Here is a 15,333-nt window from a genome sequence, read left to right as displayed (position 1 = left end):
CACGAGGCAAATAACCAGCGATAGTTTCAGGTAGCCTTTCCAGAAGCTCCGGACGCCATGATCTGCGTCCTCGTCACCTGCGTGTTCCAATCCCTTTGAGCCCACGCACACACGCAGTTGCTCGCTGGTCGCTCATACCGAAAGAAGTCCAATAAGCGGTCACGATCTCAGCGCGGGCTGCTGTTCGGTTTAAAGAGGCGGACCAGCGTTCCCATTTGCGTCGGCGCGCGATGTTTTTCGGCAAGAGGCTGCACAACGCGCCGAGTGGTTCGCCAGAGGAGTCGCCATAACTAGGCTCCAAGTGACCAGTTCAAACCATGGAACCGTGGAACCGTAAAATCCAAAACCCTGACAGCTGTCAGGGTTTGATGGAAACCGGTCGTTTGACTGGGCGGGAGAGCGCATTAAGTCGGTGGCCCGTGTTTGCTATGTGAGGCACGAAGTGTACAGCTCTTCCGTCATGGTTGGGGACGTTCACATTCAAAAACCCTGACAGCTGCCAGGGTTTCTCACGGGCAGTCTGATCAAGAAGCCACTCAACCGCAGCCCGCTTCATCCACGACATCAATCACAGACGGCACCGCAATCGAGTGCTTCACGCCGTTGCACACACGAAACCCGCCAATGGACCGAACGGGACCGGGTTTCTGTTCAGCGGGATCTTTGCGATCTGGGTACCGACATTCTGGACGCATGAGATCGATAGCCAGCTCAGTGAAAGGGAAAGCGGGCGAATGACCAATGAAGCCACACTTTTCTCCTTACTAACGAAAAGCCGCCATTGAGCACCCCAAAATGTCCAATGGTCGAACGGCCCATTGAAGTGACAGACAATGATCTCACCAGGTTGGAATCGCCGCCCTTTTGAGATCGGGCCCACCATACCGATGGAGAAACCGTTTCTCGTCAGCAGGTCCGGTTCCATTTCGGGAGAGATCAGCCTCGTTTCGCGGAAGGATTTCGATCTACAATGAAAGCAATGGTAGCCGGGGGTCTATCCAACGCGCCGATCCGAGCCTCCATTTGCCCTCAACAAAGCCATCAGCATTGGTCCGAGAGAGAATTCGCCGCGCCGTGCCTTTGTCGTCAGATCGCGCAGGTACCCTCCGGCGGAATTGATGTGTCCTGCCCGCTCAAGGATGCAAGCGACCGCAACCGCAGCATTCTCAGGTCCCATCACATCGCAAGCGTCCTGATAGGCGTTCGGGCTTACCCCCAACATCGAACGCACCACGACGGCAGCGGACATCAGGTCACGCCAGCTCGATACGGTTCCATCCTGGGCGTACAGAGCGATCTCGGGGCAGGCTCGCATCACCATGCTGAGCGGAAAAGCCTTGATCGGCTCGTTCACCACCCGCTTTGCTGGTTCGGATTTTGCCTCCAGCTCCTCTCCAGAGCCAGGTTCAAGTTCATATAGGGATTCGGTATGTGAATTCTGTATGTGGCGCTCATTTTGAGCATCATTGCTGCTCAAACTTCCGGAATTATCCAAAATATCCAACTGATTGACGATCTCCGAGCAAAGCAGTTCCATCTCGTCGAGGATCGGTGTCAGGTCGTGGATGGTTGGGGATCGCGGTATCCGCGCAACGAGAGCCTGATAAATACCTTCGATCTTTCTCCAATCGCCGCTCGCACCTTCTTCAATTGCTGCAGAGATGAGCTTGCGGGCGTCGCGTCTACGGATCGTGAGCGCTTCTTTGGTCTTCCGAAGCAAGGCGTGTTCGGCAGCCACCTGCTGCGCCATCTGCGCAAGTTCCTCCGATCGGACGAGAAGTGGGGAAAGATCGAAACCGAAAGCATCCTGAACATCGCCAGCCCTGTCCTTGCGGGCGTAGCGCTTGCCGTTTGCACTGTCTTTGCGATTGATCAGCCCGGCATCAACAAGCGCTGCCAGGTGCCGTCGCAGCGTCGCGCCGGCAATACCGTGCGCACGCACCGACAGTTGGGCATTCGAAGGAAAAACGATGAGAGAATCTCCCTGCCGGAGATAAGTCTCAGGATAGAAGCTCAAAAGCGCGTCAAGGACGGCAAGAGCACGATCCTGCAGTCCAAGATGCGCCCTGGCTTCACAGGCATCCCGGAACACTTTCCATTTGTCGGCCGATTTGTTCGGCAGGATCTCTATGGACGCTTTTTGTCGCTTTAACAGCGCAAGCGTCATCGGCCGCCGCCCAAAAGGCGTCGTCACACTTCCACTTTGCATCTTCCTTCACCCTTCAGAAGGCAAAAGATGTCCGCTCACCCAATTCGGTGCCAAAAACTCTTGACTGGGATTCGTGGAAATGCGATTCTCAGATTGTCCAGATATGAGAGAGGCTTCCACGACGGCAACGTTAAGGGGGCCTTTTTCTTTTGCGGTATTCCTTTCCGTAATTTCCTTGTCGAATAGACCAGCTGACAGCTTGTCTATAACGTCTAGCTTTGACGCTCACGCGAGAAGCGTTCGATGAGAGCCGGCAATTCGTCGCCGACGAACTTCACGAAGTCCTGACCGAGCGGGCCATCTGCAGAAATCCGAAGCTCCTTGGTCGAAATTTTCCAAGCGCCGAGCTTCGATCCTGCATGGTCCAAAAGTTCACGACTGTCCTCCCGCGGCGGGCTCGAGGGCTTTATTGCCTCGAAAGCACGCTGGAAGCGTTGATCCGATAGGGAGCCGCCTTCACGCGCATGCGAGAGGACCTGACGCACCACCGAAAGCGATCCTGGATCGCTTGCGATCGTTCTTGCAAACTCTATCCAGCGCGGCCGCCCCACCTTGGGGGCACGACCAATCGCTTCGATCACGTCTGCCGGGATCGTTCGATAAACGCCGCGCATTCGAGCAAGTTCTGCGTCCGCAATCGACAGTGCCGCATAGATGTTGCGGGCTTTGATGCCGGCGTCATCCATCCGCGATGCAAACAATGTGCGCTCAATCCAGGTCAGATCTTGCCGGCTCGCGTTCTCGATGCCTTGTGCGACGACGAGATCGAGATCGGAGATGTCGACCTCGAGCGCGCGAACGTTCCGCAGAAGTTCCTTGGCAGCACGCCAACGCCGGTGACCGTAGACAATCTGGTAGCGCCCTGCAGACGAGGGATGCTGCCGAACCTGGATGGGAACCTTTTGGCCCTCGGCCTCGATCGAGCGTTTGAACGTCTCGAAATCGCTGCCGTCATCATCCGACAATCGGTCCGGGTAGGGGGAAGGATCGATCAGCGCAGGATCGAGCTCAAGGACTGTTCCGCCGCCGGCTTCGACGATGGCCTTTAAACGGTCCCGCTCTGCCCTGATGTCATCGATCGCGCGATGCGCTGCGCCGACAACGCCAGCCCCGACGCGCGGCGACGGGGCTGGTGGCGCAGGTTGCGGATCGTCCGCGAGCTTGTTCTCCAGTTCTTGCGACAGCAGACCGAAGCTCGCGACAATTGACTTGCGAGATGACTTGCTCATGTCCGCCCCCAGCTATCGTTGATAAGGCGGATAATCGCCTCATTGACCGAGTCGACGGCTTCACGGGCGCGCTTATGGGTGTCACGACCAATCTGGCCCATTTCGAGCTCGTAAATCGAGCGTTTGGCGAGGCCCGCGGCTTCGACGGCCGTGCTTTCGATGGCGGTCGGCAAGAGGACGTCTGTCCCGAACATATGTCGCAACATCGCAACCACCTGCGACTGCGGCGCATCGTTCGGGTCATGCCGCGTCACGAGATATCGGATGAAATCCTGGTCGAGCTGGGCGCCGCTTTCATTCAAAACGCTGATCAGATCGCCCATCATCAAGAGGAACTGGCTCATGGATGCCACGTCCAGCATCGCAGGATGGACCGTGATGACCATACTGGTTGCCGCATAGATCGCGCTTAAGGTCAGGAAGCCAAGGGAGGGCGGGGTGTCCAGGATGACGACGTCGTAGTCCTGTTCGACGTCTGCCAAGGCAAGCTTCAGGCGTTCGAAAAAGATCGCGCCAGAGCTCGACTTGTTTGCCAGAACACGAGGCGTTTCGTGCTCGTATTCCATGACTTCAAGGTTGCCCGGAACGAGATCGACGCCATCGAAATAGGTTTTGCGAATGATGTCCTTGATCGGTCGCCGCTCGGCGTCATCGTAGCGAAGCGCTGCGTAGATCGTTTCGTTCGCACCGACATCGATTTCCGGCTGCGCACCGAACATTGCAGACAGCGATGCCTGGGGGTCAAGATCGAGTGTGAGGACGCGATAACCATGGAGGGCAAGGTAATGCGCCAGATGAACACACGTGGTGGTCTTGGCACTGCCGCCCTTGAAGTTCGCGATCGCCAGCACCTGGAGGTGCTCACCCGGTCGGCGGCGAGGCAGGAAGCGGAGTGCTTCCGCAGGCTTCTGCTTGGCAAACAGCTCTCGCAGTTCGTTGATTTGTGCGAGCGTGTAGACGCGATGGTTGTTCTCAAGGCGGCCCGGCGTCGGCCCGCGCCCTTCCGATGACATCAGCTTCAGCGTCGAATCCGGTATGGACGTCAGCTTCGAGACTTCGTTCGTGAGAAACGACCTCAAGGCCTTTTCCGACCTCGGCGGGTACATCCGTGTCCGCAGTTGCTGCAGCTGGTTCGACAAAAGACCGGCGTGCCGCAAGATCTTTGCGGCTGCGTCTTCCTTGAGTTGAACGTCATTTTCTGCGCGTTGAGCTATCGCCATTTTTCCCTCTTGGCGGTCAAAGACCGGTTTGACGGCCATTATCCGCCAAGAGATAGAACACGATTCTCCTGAACCGTCCAGAATTATAGGGTTAACAAAGCTTTAACGTCGATTGTGACGACTCGGTGACCAAACCCGCGCTAGTCGTTGGAATCGCGTGTGTTTTTCCCAAACGCAACGCTCCCGGCGGCTGAAACTGCGCACACATTTGTTAAGCTCGACGCCGTCACTTGCAGGACAATCACCGTTGCGTTGTCCCCCTGTCACCCGAATCAGTGTCGGCAATGCGACAGGAATTATCAACGCCCGCTGCCTACAGCCTGTGCCTGTGTCTGTGCATGTGATTGTCGGATCGGGAGAGACGATCTTCCCCGCCAAACCTCACCCCCTGGACTAAATGCAACGAAATCTCGGGAGCGTTTTCACCCTCGAACGGTTTCCAGTCCTAGCCTTCTCCGACGTTCGTCCGTGCTTGGTCGGCCGCAGCTATTGTCCCCGAGTTTCAGCAACGCGCGTCAAAGGAAGCATTTTGCCCGCACGCGTGAATGCTCGAGAGTGCGCTGCCAACGCGAGGGCTTCACGTGCCTGATAGGTGGAACGCTACGGTCGGGGGCAGTCGGTCCCGCTTCCCCTTCGGGCCACTATGTTAAAGCTCCTGCGGCGGCCCTTTTCCCGCCCTTCGCGTGACGCGAATTCCCGCTTTCCCGCTGAAGCGGCGCTATGCTGAAAGCTCCGATACGCTTCATTGTTGGTTGACCGATCGACCGCGATCGGTCGAGGGGGCCGAGGGTCTTTGCCCCTTCTCTCCCCTAAACAGTCTTTCGCCCACCTTCCTTCGCTTGCGCTTTCGTGCAGGCGGTTCCCCGCAAAGACTGTTTTCCCCTCCGTCCCCACCGCTCGCGCGGCCCCGGGAAGCAGGACGCGGCCCTGCTTCGCGGTCCAAGGGAAAAGGAGAAATGACAATGAGCATTTACGCCAAAACTGCCCGATTTGACACCGGTCGAGCTCTCACCGAGGACGAGATGCGTGGCTTTGCACCTTCGATATTTGCCACCTCAGCGCACGAGAGCCGCTCCGAGCGCTTCAAGCCGATCCCGACAATCGAGATTTTGCGCGGTCTCGCAAAGGAGGGGTTCATGCCGGTCGGAGCGCGCCAGTCGATTAGCCGCACCGAAGGAAAGGCGAATTTTACAAAGCACCTCATCCGGCTTCGCCGTCTCGATGATGGCAATATCTATCACGTCGGCGATACCGTCTGCGAAATCCTTCTCAAGAATGCAAATGACGGAACGAGTGCATACGAATTGCTCGCAGGGCTTTTCCGCGTGTGCTGCCTCAACTCGCTCGTTGCGCAAACGGGAACGATCGACGCGATCAAAGTCCGACACTCCGGTGATGTTCAAGGCAAGGTGATCGAGGGCACCTATCGCGTCCTTGGGGAGGCGGAGCGCACTCTGGCGGCGCCGCAGGACTGGTCAGGCTTAAGAGTGGGGCCTGAGGCAAGGGAAGTCCTGGCCGAGGCTGCACATCTCGTTCGTTTTGGCGACACCGAAGGGTCGGTGACGAACCCGATCAAACCGGAGCAATTGCTGGTGCCACGCCGCATCGAGGACAGGGCAGAAGACCTTTGGACCGTGTGGAATGTCGTTCAGGAGAACAGCGTTAAAGGTGGATTGCGTGGTGTAAGGCGTGATGAATTCGGCAGAGCGCGCCGATCGACGTCTCGACCGATTAACGGCATCGATCAGGACATCAAGCTCAACAAGGCTCTTTGGCTCATTGGTGAGAGAATGGCCGCATTGCTCCGCCGCTGACCTTCTCGGCCGATCGATTTCCTCGCGTCCGGTATCCATCTGGACGCGAGACGATCGCGTGCCTTGAGGGGCGCCCCAAAGCCCCGCCCCTCAAACTCCCCTGCCCACCCGGAAGACGCCAGCGCGAAGGACGCTCGCGTCGACCTGGACAGTTTGCCTGGTCGGTCTGGCACTGGATGTGCAGCAACGCTGGATTGGGACAAGCGCCCATGGGCATCCATCAGGCAACTGAAGGACGCTCGCTCTGACGGTGAGCGACGACATCGGTGGCCGTGGACGGGCCCTGTTCTGCCGAATTGGCTGCAATGGGTTCGTCGGTCACGCGCAGGTCCATTTTTCCCCAGATCGACGCCTTTTGCGCCTAGTTCCGCGGTTTTCTGGACGGCTTGATTTCAACGACGAACGGTCTTGTCTGCTGGCGCATGTCTCCTCCACTGGGCGGGTCGCGATCAAACGAATTCGCGCGACGGGATTGGCAGCCGGGCCTTGATCGAGGATGGAGACAGCAACGGCGAAAGTCGGTTCCGGCGCCATTCGCCGGCAGTGGACGACCGCCGAACGTTTTGATCGGTGCTGGCCCGCTTCATTGCCATGAAGATGTTTCTTCCGTGCCTCGGGCCGCTCCCTACGCGGGCTCGATGGGGCGTGTCTGACCGGAAAACGGCTGACGCCTCGATCGTCCGCCCGCAACGGCAGGCGCACTTTTCTTGCCCCTGGCGGCCCAGGCCGCCATTCCCCGCCAACCAACAAAAGTGTCCCTTGCCGTCCTCCATTTCATTGCGGCCCAATGGGTGCGGTCCGATCGTCCCCGGTCCTTTCGACAGCCATCGAGGCCGCGAAGGGCGCGGCCCGAAACCACAGAAAGGAACTTCGACATGGCAACCATCGGCACCTTCACCTCCACTGAAAATGGCTTCAACGGCTCGATCCGCACCCTGGCCCTCAACGTCAAGGCTCGCATCGCCCGGATCGAATCTCCCTCCGACAAGGGCCCCCACTTCCGCATCTATGCCGGCAACGTCGAGTTCGGGGCGGCCTGGCAGAAGAGCTCCGAGCAGACCGGTAAAGACTACCTCTCGGTGAAACTCGATGATCCCAGCTTTCCTGCTCCGATCTACGCGACACTTGCGGGGGTCGAAGGTGAAGATGGCTACCAGCTGATCTGGTCGCGCCCGACCCGGGACTAACAAGCAGCAGGCCCCGCCGCCAGGCGGGGCCTCTCTTTCAACGCCGGGAGCCGACAATGACCATCGAACACTGATTAAGCCACGCGGGCCGAAATCAGGAACGCGCGCTGCTTCCTGGCGTCGTTTGGTCCATTGGTGAATCCTGCAATTTCGCGGTCGAAATTCGACCGCTATGATCCAGATTTTCGATCTGAAGCGCAGCATGAAATGACCGGCAGACGAAGAGATCCGGCCCTGAGCCAGGACGCCGTCGATCGGGAATTGGCCCGCTCCTGAGATGGAGCCTTCCATATGTCGCACGACCTTTCTCTTGCACAGGCCCACGCGTTCCAGCTTTCTCGCGACCTGATGGTCCCGGTCACCGTCTTCGAAGTCGACGGCGAATACGGCGTCCTTCCCTCTGACGAGATCGACGCTGGCGATGACCTTGAGGTCATCCACGAGCTCTATCCCTTTGCGGCTCATTGAGCCTCCCGACGAATTTCTGCCGAACATGGGTTCGGAGGAGTTCTTGTTATGCCTGTCGCGCCAGGCGCTGGAAGGCTCTTGCGCGGAGGCGTCCGTCCAGCCCCGGCCGAAGGTACGTGAAACCCGTGCGGCGCTCGTCGAGCATTTCGCAAACGAGCACTTCGTCCATGCGTTGGGCCGCTTCGCGCCGCCAGCCGACGAGCTGCTGGGCTGGGTCCGCGCCGGCGCTGCGACCGATATCATCGGCGCGGGACCTCAGAATGTGGCGTCGGCGATGGGCACGATCCCGCCGAAGAGGATCACGACGACGCGGTCGATGGCGATCCACTGGATGCAGTTCTACCAGCCGACGAGAAGAATGATCATGACATCGATAAGAGGGCTGCAGCATGACCCTCCGCCATTCAATCGAACATCGCATCACCCACGGGGGTGGAGTTTTCCAGCAGCGCGGATGTTTTGGCCGTTGCCCGCATTGGTGATCTGGTGCTGGATATAGTCACGGCATCCAGCGCCTTTACCTGTCTCGTGAGTGCTGTCGCTGTCCGTCGGCCGCTTGCGACGATGACGCGCAGCGGCATCTCGATTGCCCTGACCCGGCAGATTGCGGCGCCTGCCGAAAGACAGGCGACGACGGTGAAGGTCCGGAGGCGGAAAGGCGCCGATCCAATCCCCGTCTCTCGCATCTGCCTGACCTTCGAATGATGGCGGGAACTCGACGCCGTTGCAAACAGGCAAGCAGGTTATCGGCGAGCTTGAATATCGCGATCATGCGGCTGTGGGGTACAGGCGGGAATAGGCGGACCTGAGACGACGGCGCCAGTGCTACACTTGCCCGGTTTCGGTCGGCATGCCGGGCTTGGCCATGTCGTCTTCTCTCGGTCTGGAACTGATATCGGGCCCGAACCGGATTGCCAACACCAGGTCATCGCAACCTCGCCGCGGCACCACCCTCGCAATGGTCCGCCTTTCCTGCCCCCACGCCACCCAGGCATTGAAGATCGCCGAAAGCTTCGGACAGCAGTCGTCGACAGCGATGGCATCCGCAGCCTTCATGAACGGTTGATCATCCACACTTCCAAGTGCCTCTCCGAAGGCCTGGGCTAAAAGGCCATGCAAATCCATCTGCAGCGCATCGTCGGGACCTTTGTCGGATCGGCGCGCGGCGCTGGACAGTTCTACTCCCGCGCCGTGACCGAGCCGCGCGACGCCACCGCCAAGGCGTCCAACGATGCCCTCGATGGCCCGGTTGGCTGTGACAGCGCCGCCCAACGCAAGCGGGAGTTCGCGGCCGACAGGGAGGTCCAGTCCCACGCGCTCAGAATGGCAGCGGAGGGCGCAGTGGCCAACGACAAACAGGCGATTTTCCAGGCGGCGGCTCACGCGCAGCGCGCCGTCAGCTTCCTGCATTCGTTGCAGCCAGAGGCGGAAGTGAAGGCAGCGGCATGATGTTCGCGCGGCCGTCACCACCGGTGGCGGCCGCCTGATCCGTATCCAACGGCTCCTTGAGACCTTGTGCGATGATGTCAGCGTCCAGCCTTCCCCAGATCGATGGTCTCTCGGCATCGGGTTTGGGTTTGCGGGACGGTTTGCGTTCGACGATGAACGGCTTGATCTGCTGACGCATTGATCCTCCAGGCTGCGACAAGCGAGAGCAACGATATCCGACCGGGTATGTCGGGCAAACGGGCACATTGAGGCGGAAGCGGATGCCCCGATTGATGCGGGTTGACAAAGGCCATGGTGGGTCAAGGCGACGGGTGCCGTTTGTGCACCGGCGAGCGCTGCGACACGCCTTTGCCATATCCCTTCACGTCAGAGTTTCCGGCAACCCATCTGCGGGCTCGATGAGGCATGTCTGACCGGAGACCGGCTTCGCCTCGATCGTCTTGCCGCAACGGCAGCCTCAGATTTCTTACCCCGGAGCCACCTACCCCACTCGAAAAGTCGAGCGAGGACCCCAGCTCGGTCTCCTCCTCTCCCACTAACAAATCTGCGACTTGCCGCCCTCCATTTTATTGCGGCCTAATCGCCACCCCAACGCGCGGGCGCGAAGGGGACCCCGGCTGGGTGCGGTCCGATCGTCACCGGTCTTTGCGACAGCCATCGAGGCCGCGATGGGCGCGGCCCGATACACAAGAAAAGGAATACGACAATGGCAACCATCGGCACCTTCACCTCCACCGAAAACGGCTTCACCGGCTCCATTCGCACCCTCGCGCTCAACGTCAAGGCGCGCATCGCCCGGGTCGAGAACCCTTCCGACAAGGGCCCGCAGTTCCGCGTCTACGCCGGCAGCGTTGAACTCGGCGCCGCCTGGCAGAAGACCTCCGAGCAGGGCCGCGACTACCTGTCGGTCAAGCTTGACGATCCGAGCTTCCCTGCCCCGATCTACGCAACGCTCGCTGAAGTGGAAGGCGAAGACGGACTCCAGCTCATCTGGTCCCGCCCGAGCAGGGACTGAGGTTTCCAGGGGCCCCGCCGCCGGCGGGGCCCCCAGCAATGCAGGAAAACATGGCTCCGTCTTGGCGGTCTTGGTACGGGAAGCGGGATTTCATCAGTTGCAAATTTCTCGGGCCGGTTTTGTGCAGTCCGAATATCTGCAAAGGCGCGCCAACCGCCGTACCTACCCGATGTTGGGATTTGCTCTTGCGCAGTTTGTCAGATGTCTCAAACACGTCTTAATGCGTCTCGATGACCTACAATCGACATCGATTTGTTGTATCCCGGATCGAACGAATAGCCATCGCCACCCAGCTATCTCTTCCACGCAACCGAATTTCCGTGCTTCCAGGAATTTGGCGAAGCGCGTAAAGGATGTCGTCCGCGTATCAGGAAAAATCCCCCTCAGCTTCAATGACGACATAGCCCGTATCGCCATGAATTTGAAGGAATTCGCCGACGATGTTCACTCCGCGCGACATCAATTTGGCGAACCTGGCCGGAACTTTGGCTCGAGCTCAGTTTGCCGCGGTCGGTGTAGGAGCAACAGGCGCGGGTGGCTTCGCGCGCCGGTGAGGCCTCTTCTTGTGTCGAGAAGACGAAGCCGGACCCGGCAACGAGCCCGGTCCGGCTTTCCTGGTGCCATACGGCTTGCGGAAAAGCTGCTCAGAATATCCGATTGTACCAAGCGGGCATGCAGGCCTCAAGGACGAGCGGTGCCCCCAATTTCCTCCCGCAGCCTGATTGCTGCCCCGGAAATCGGCTCCCCCACTCGCCGGCTCTGCCGGTCGCTGTTGCGATCCCTGACTTCGCCATCCCCTTCTCGGAACTGTCGGTCATCTTTCACAAACGTCAGGGAAACGAAGATGACCCATTCTCTCGAAATCCAGATCGAAGAACTGCCGGCTGAACTGACCGGGACCATCAGCGACAGTGAACGGCGCGAGATCAAAATTGAGCTGGAACTGGCGCAAGCCGAATTGGCAATCATCACGGCGCAGCAGGAAGACAGAGCTGTACCTGAGCCGCCCTTCTAAGCCGGCATTTCCCATTCAGTGTCTTGCCAGCGGCTATGGATCGAAGATGGAATCGAGTCCGCCGGACTCGGTCTCTTTGCATGCGAAGGCCGCCATGGCGGCCTGCGCATGCAAAGAGAGTTTTCGCGACGCGCCCGATCGCGCACGCGAACAAAGCTCATTGGTTCAAGGCATCTTTCAACGCCTTGGCGGGCGCGAAAGTGAGCTTTTTGGCTGCCGCGACCTTGATCGTCGCTCCCGTGGCCGGATTGCGTGCCTCGCGTTCAGGCGTATCCTTCACCTTGAACCTGCCGAAGCCCGGAATGGAAGTCTCGGCGATTCCGCGGCAGTCGTGATCGCAGAGAAAACTGCTTCGACGATCGCCTTGCTTTGCACTTTGGTGAGGCCATGGTTGGTTGCGATCTTGTCGGCGATTTCATTCGTTGTCGTCACCCGCTCTCGCCCGCGCGGGCCTATACGCCCCATGGCTCGAGCATCGCCGATCGGGCAGTTGCACCTCCAACGACTTATATGAATCGATCGCAGCCAATCGATTCACGAGGGTGATGTTTCGTAAAGGTGGCTTCAATGGAGCCGCTTGCCGGGGATAGTCGGTCCCGGGTTCCGCCTGGCGGCGGCGCTATGCTAACCCTCCTGCGGCGACCCTTTTAACCGGTCAAGCGGCGCGCGAATTGGCGCCGGACGCAGGATGCGTCCTCTGCCTGATACGCTCATTGCCTCAAGAGTGGCGGGGCGAAAGCCGCGACAGGTCTCATCGCCTTTTGCTGCGTCAGTTGCACCAGCTCCGACGCTGTCCCTCCCAGCTGCGCGCCAGGCCCTCGGATATCATGATTTCGCCGAGCGATGATCCGTTGCGCAGCACTGTCCGCAGCTTCCGGCCGTTGCGATCTGCATCGCGCAAGCCGCTGGTGAGCGAAAATTCCCCGGCATTTAGGAGCACGAGCAGACGGTACTTTGCGGCTTCACCGAGCTCTGCTTCGCGCACGCAACGCGGCGGACTGAGCTCCGGTGTGTCGATGTCGGCGATGCGGATTTTTTGACCGCGAAACCAGAAGGTGTCCCCATCTACGACGCAATTGACGCGCGGGGCGTTGGAGCAGATCGAAAACTGTGCCGAAAGGCTCTCACGCGCCGCGGCATGCGAGACTGCCGGCCCAGCCATACAGAGCAGCGTGCCCGCGATGGCCAACGAGCCTTTGAGAAAATTCATGCTTGCTTCCTATTTCATTTTTTCGAATCTGTTTTCCGCTACGCAACTTTTCATGTCTGCACGGCGAAACCAAATCGCTCGGCCGCAGCGAAGCGGCGGATTGCCAGCAGTAAATACGATCTGCTCGTCGGCTCGCATTTGCAGCACTTCGTGCGGCTGGATCAATGGTCTTGCCGCGAGTTGCTTCGAACGTGTCCGCGAGGATCCCCGTGACTGGAAACTGCGGCTCACCTGATCGATCTCGACAGTCGTCATTCCGCATCGCCGGGAAATGTAGTCGGCGGTTTCAGGATCGTTGATGGCAGCGAAACTGATCCAGCTTACACTTTCGAACCACTTGCTTGCCGCGTCGCGCCCGCCATAAGCTTCTCGCATCTGACCAATCGACTGATAGATCATCGTGAGCGTGATACCGTACTTGCGACCGGCGTCCCTTGCCGTTTCAAGAACGCGCATGTAACCGAGCCGGGACACCTCGTCGAGAAGGAACAAGGTGCGACCGTTCATCTCCCCATTGCGATTGTAGATCGCGTTGAGCAACGCGCCGATGATGACACGGGCAAGACCGGAGTGGCCTTCCAATGTTTTCAGATCCACGTTGATGAAAACGTCCGCGTGTCCGGTGGCAATCTCTCCGGTTGAGAACGTCGAGCCGGATACAAGTGCGGCGTAGTTTGAGTAGGACAGCCAATGCGTTTCCCTAACCGCGTTTGCATAGACGCCCGAAAAAGTCTCCGGCGTCATGTTCACGAAGGCCGCAACGTTCTCCTTCACGAAGTCGGAATCCGAATTGTCATAGATTGTTTGCAACCGCTCGCGAAGCTTCGGCTCCGGTTCGGAGAGGTTCTTGCGTACCTGACGCAAAGTTTGGTCCGCTTTGTCAGTGCGTCCCGACAGGCACACATCGGCGATCAGAGCCGTCAACAACTGTAGCGCTGACGCGCGAAAGAAGTCATCGCGCACGCCACGTACACCACCGCTTTCGCTCATGATCCACGAAGCGACCGACGCAATATCCTCTTCCTTCGTTCCACCAAACCGACCGACCCAATCCAACGCGTTGAATCCCGTCTCCGGGGCCATTGGATCGAGGACGAAGACGTCCCGGTCGGCGTCTCGCCTATGCTTCGAGACCATTGGCGCTACTTCTTTCGACGGATCAAGGATGACTACCGAGCCACCCCATTTGAGTGCCGTCGGGATCGTCACTGACGTCGTCTTGAAGCCGCCGGATCCGGCGAATACGATCCCGTGTGAGGAGCCGAATGACCCGTCGAAGCAAAGGAGCGGCGATTTGCCACCGGCACCCCAGGTGTCGGGACTATCCGCGCGAAACGACTGTGCTGCAGTGCTATCCTTATCGACCCGGTAAAGCTCTCCGACAACGATTCCTCCGGATTCGGGAAAAAGCCTTGCGGCCGATGCGAGCTTCATCCAGTCCGCTTCTCCATGAAGTGCCCGTCTTCCGTTGACACGCTTCGGTTCTGGACGCGCAAAAGCGGCGTTGCCGATCAACACGACCCTCAAAGCGAAAGACGCCGCCATCAGCGCGATCGCAGCGCCGAGCACTGTTGCGGGGTCAAGAGAGGCCGCCAGGTTCTTGCCTGCCGGCATCTTCCCCGCAAACGCGGCAAGACGTACCGCTTCACGCAACGCGGCGATCAGGATTGTTGCACCGCTCCCGGCAACGACACCCCAGCCGGAAAAGCGGACACTTGCCGAACCAGCAGACGCGAATAGGAAGACGACACCCACCGCCGACGCTGCAATATACGGCGCAGAAATTCCAACGCGACCAAGAGCGACCTTTGCCGCTTCCGTGTTTCCGAAGCCTTGAAGCCAAGTCTCCATTCCGGTCGTGACAAAGATGGCGGTCACCATGAGTGCGACCGGTGCGACGACCAACAGGGTCCTAGTCGCCGTCATTGCTGAAGGCCTCCGCACCGATAGCGATCAGCCTGGTTCGCTCGCCTTCATCGTATTTGAGGCGGCGAGCGAGTTCGATGAGCGCGCCCAGAATAAGCGCGCGCTTCTCGTATCGCAGACCTGCTTTGACGATCAGGTCGCCAAGTTCGATCTTGTCGCGCGTGTCCTTTTTGCGCGCCTTTGAAGTCGTAGTGCGGCGCATGCGCTCAAGCCTCGTGACCGCTCCCCGAAGTCGCGCCAGCCGAGACCGTCGCACTTTCCGTCGTGGCCGCGACGCCAACCCCTGCCCGCCCCTTTCCGTTCGATCCGACTTTGCCTCCGCGAAAGTGTTTGGCCATATCCTCGAAGGCCTTCTGAAGATCCGCCTCCTCGATCTCGATTTCACCGAGTCCGGCCTTGAGTGCGATGCGACCGATCCGTTCGGCTTCACGCGTCTCGGCGTGCTTCAGCTGTTCCTGAAGCTTGGCGATTTCTTCGCGGATCCTGGAGGAGGGCTTCTTCATTTACGGTTGTCCCTGTCTGATGTTGTTTGGATTGAACAGCATCAGGTTCCTTCAGATCGGCGTGCCGATCCACTAACAGAAGTGCGAG

15 protein-coding genes and 4 pseudogenes are annotated in these 15,333 nt (G+C 59.2%); 9 read left to right on the top strand and 10 right to left on the bottom strand.

Annotated features, from left to right (window positions below; genetic code table 11):
* Nucleotides 1-994 precede the first annotated feature (994 nt).
* The 3 genes from repC to repA all read right to left on the bottom strand — a co-directional run bounded on the left by repC (nucleotide 995) and on the right by repA (nucleotide 4,697).
* Nucleotides 995-2,209, bottom strand: a complete 1,215-nt coding sequence (gene repC, locus IB279_RS17460; protein ID WP_192339409.1) for a plasmid replication protein RepC — start codon at nucleotides 2,207-2,209, stop codon at nucleotides 995-997.
* A gap of 212 nt (nucleotides 2,210-2,421) precedes the next feature.
* Nucleotides 2,422-3,438, bottom strand: a complete 1,017-nt coding sequence (gene repB / locus IB279_RS17455; protein ID WP_192339408.1) for a plasmid partitioning protein RepB — start codon at nucleotides 3,436-3,438, stop codon at nucleotides 2,422-2,424.
* Nucleotides 3,435-4,697 (bottom strand): plasmid partitioning protein RepA, encoded by a 1,263-nt coding sequence (gene repA, locus IB279_RS17450; RefSeq protein WP_089045425.1) that lies wholly within the window; start codon nucleotides 4,695-4,697, stop codon nucleotides 3,435-3,437. The genes repB and repA overlap by 4 nt, the downstream gene beginning before the upstream one ends.
* A gap of 923 nt (nucleotides 4,698-5,620) precedes the next feature.
* On the opposite strand from repA, the gene IB279_RS17445 reads away from it, so the two are divergent.
* The 7 genes and pseudogenes from IB279_RS17445 to IB279_RS38145 all read left to right on the top strand — a co-directional run.
* Entirely contained in the window at nucleotides 5,621-6,472 is an 852-nt protein-coding gene (locus IB279_RS17445; RefSeq protein WP_192339407.1) for a DUF932 domain-containing protein, read from the top strand.
* Between the two features lie 875 nt (nucleotides 6,473-7,347).
* A complete protein-coding gene (locus IB279_RS17440; RefSeq protein ID WP_090428466.1) occupies nucleotides 7,348-7,659 on the top strand; it encodes a DUF736 domain-containing protein in 312 nt (103 codons plus the stop codon).
* A gap of 291 nt (nucleotides 7,660-7,950) precedes the next feature.
* Complete coding sequence (locus IB279_RS17435; RefSeq protein ID WP_029742947.1) at nucleotides 7,951-8,127, top strand: hypothetical protein; 177 nt, start codon at nucleotides 7,951-7,953, stop codon at nucleotides 8,125-8,127.
* Nucleotides 8,114-8,626, top strand: a complete 513-nt coding sequence (locus tag IB279_RS37950; protein ID WP_375292950.1) for a hypothetical protein — start codon at nucleotides 8,114-8,116, stop codon at nucleotides 8,624-8,626. Before IB279_RS17435 ends, IB279_RS37950 begins: the two co-directional genes overlap by 14 nt.
* Nucleotides 8,614-8,832, top strand: coding sequence for a hypothetical protein (locus IB279_RS17425; RefSeq protein WP_162741378.1), 219 nt, complete (start codon nucleotides 8,614-8,616; stop codon nucleotides 8,830-8,832). The genes IB279_RS37950 and IB279_RS17425 overlap by 13 nt, the downstream gene beginning before the upstream one ends.
* A 253-nt stretch (nucleotides 8,833-9,085) precedes the next feature.
* Nucleotides 9,086-9,492: pseudogene (locus IB279_RS37160) on the top strand (hypothetical protein); the annotation flags it as partial.
* Nucleotides 9,469-9,576, top strand: a pseudogene (locus IB279_RS38145) (antirestriction protein ArdC); the annotation flags it as partial. The pseudogenes IB279_RS37160 and IB279_RS38145, both read left to right, overlap by 24 nt.
* Here IB279_RS38145 and IB279_RS17415 read toward each other — a convergent pair.
* A complete protein-coding gene (locus tag IB279_RS17415; protein ID WP_113189224.1) occupies nucleotides 9,524-9,754 on the bottom strand; it encodes a hypothetical protein in 231 nt (76 codons plus the stop codon). The pseudogene IB279_RS38145 and the gene IB279_RS17415 overlap by 53 nt on opposite strands.
* A 528-nt stretch (nucleotides 9,755-10,282) precedes the next feature.
* Between IB279_RS17415 and IB279_RS17410 the strand changes: the two genes are divergently transcribed.
* Nucleotides 10,283-10,591, top strand: a complete 309-nt coding sequence (locus tag IB279_RS17410; RefSeq protein ID WP_029742943.1) for a DUF736 domain-containing protein — start codon at nucleotides 10,283-10,285, stop codon at nucleotides 10,589-10,591.
* Between the two features lie 307 nt (nucleotides 10,592-10,898).
* Here the strand turns inward: IB279_RS17410 and IB279_RS38140 are convergent.
* Nucleotides 10,899-11,048 (bottom strand): annotated as a pseudogene (locus IB279_RS38140) (phosphoglycerate dehydrogenase); the annotation flags it as partial.
* Nucleotides 11,049-11,435: 387 nt separating this feature from the next.
* On the opposite strand from IB279_RS38140, the gene IB279_RS17405 reads away from it, so the two are divergent.
* Nucleotides 11,436-11,606, top strand: coding sequence for a hypothetical protein (locus IB279_RS17405; protein ID WP_192339405.1), 171 nt, complete (start codon nucleotides 11,436-11,438; stop codon nucleotides 11,604-11,606).
* 157 nt (nucleotides 11,607-11,763) lie between these two features.
* Here the strand turns inward: IB279_RS17405 and IB279_RS17400 are convergent.
* From IB279_RS17400 to traC, 5 genes and pseudogenes are all read right to left on the bottom strand, one after another.
* A pseudogene (locus IB279_RS17400) lies at nucleotides 11,764-12,038 on the bottom strand (HU family DNA-binding protein).
* 337 nt (nucleotides 12,039-12,375) lie between these two features.
* Nucleotides 12,376-12,768 (bottom strand): thermonuclease family protein, encoded by a 393-nt coding sequence (locus IB279_RS17395; protein WP_246802024.1) that lies wholly within the window; start codon nucleotides 12,766-12,768, stop codon nucleotides 12,376-12,378.
* A gap of 57 nt (nucleotides 12,769-12,825) precedes the next feature.
* A complete protein-coding gene (traG, locus tag IB279_RS17390) occupies nucleotides 12,826-14,742 on the bottom strand; it encodes a Ti-type conjugative transfer system protein TraG (RefSeq protein WP_029742455.1) in 1,917 nt (638 codons plus the stop codon).
* Nucleotides 14,729-14,944, bottom strand: a complete 216-nt coding sequence (traD, locus tag IB279_RS17385; RefSeq protein ID WP_058328780.1) for a type IV conjugative transfer system coupling protein TraD — start codon at nucleotides 14,942-14,944, stop codon at nucleotides 14,729-14,731. Before traD ends, traG begins: the two co-directional genes overlap by 14 nt.
* 4 nt (nucleotides 14,945-14,948) lie before the next feature.
* Nucleotides 14,949-15,245 (bottom strand): conjugal transfer protein TraC, encoded by a 297-nt coding sequence (gene traC, locus IB279_RS17380; protein WP_060520078.1) that lies wholly within the window; start codon nucleotides 15,243-15,245, stop codon nucleotides 14,949-14,951.
* Nucleotides 15,246-15,333 lie beyond the last annotated feature (88 nt).

Source organism: Ensifer sp. ENS06 (assembly GCF_014852205.1).
GTDB lineage: Bacteria > Pseudomonadota > Alphaproteobacteria > Rhizobiales > Rhizobiaceae > Ensifer > Ensifer adhaerens.
The sequence above is the reverse complement of the archived record's forward strand: the minus strand, read 5'-3'. Positions and strand labels throughout refer to the sequence as shown.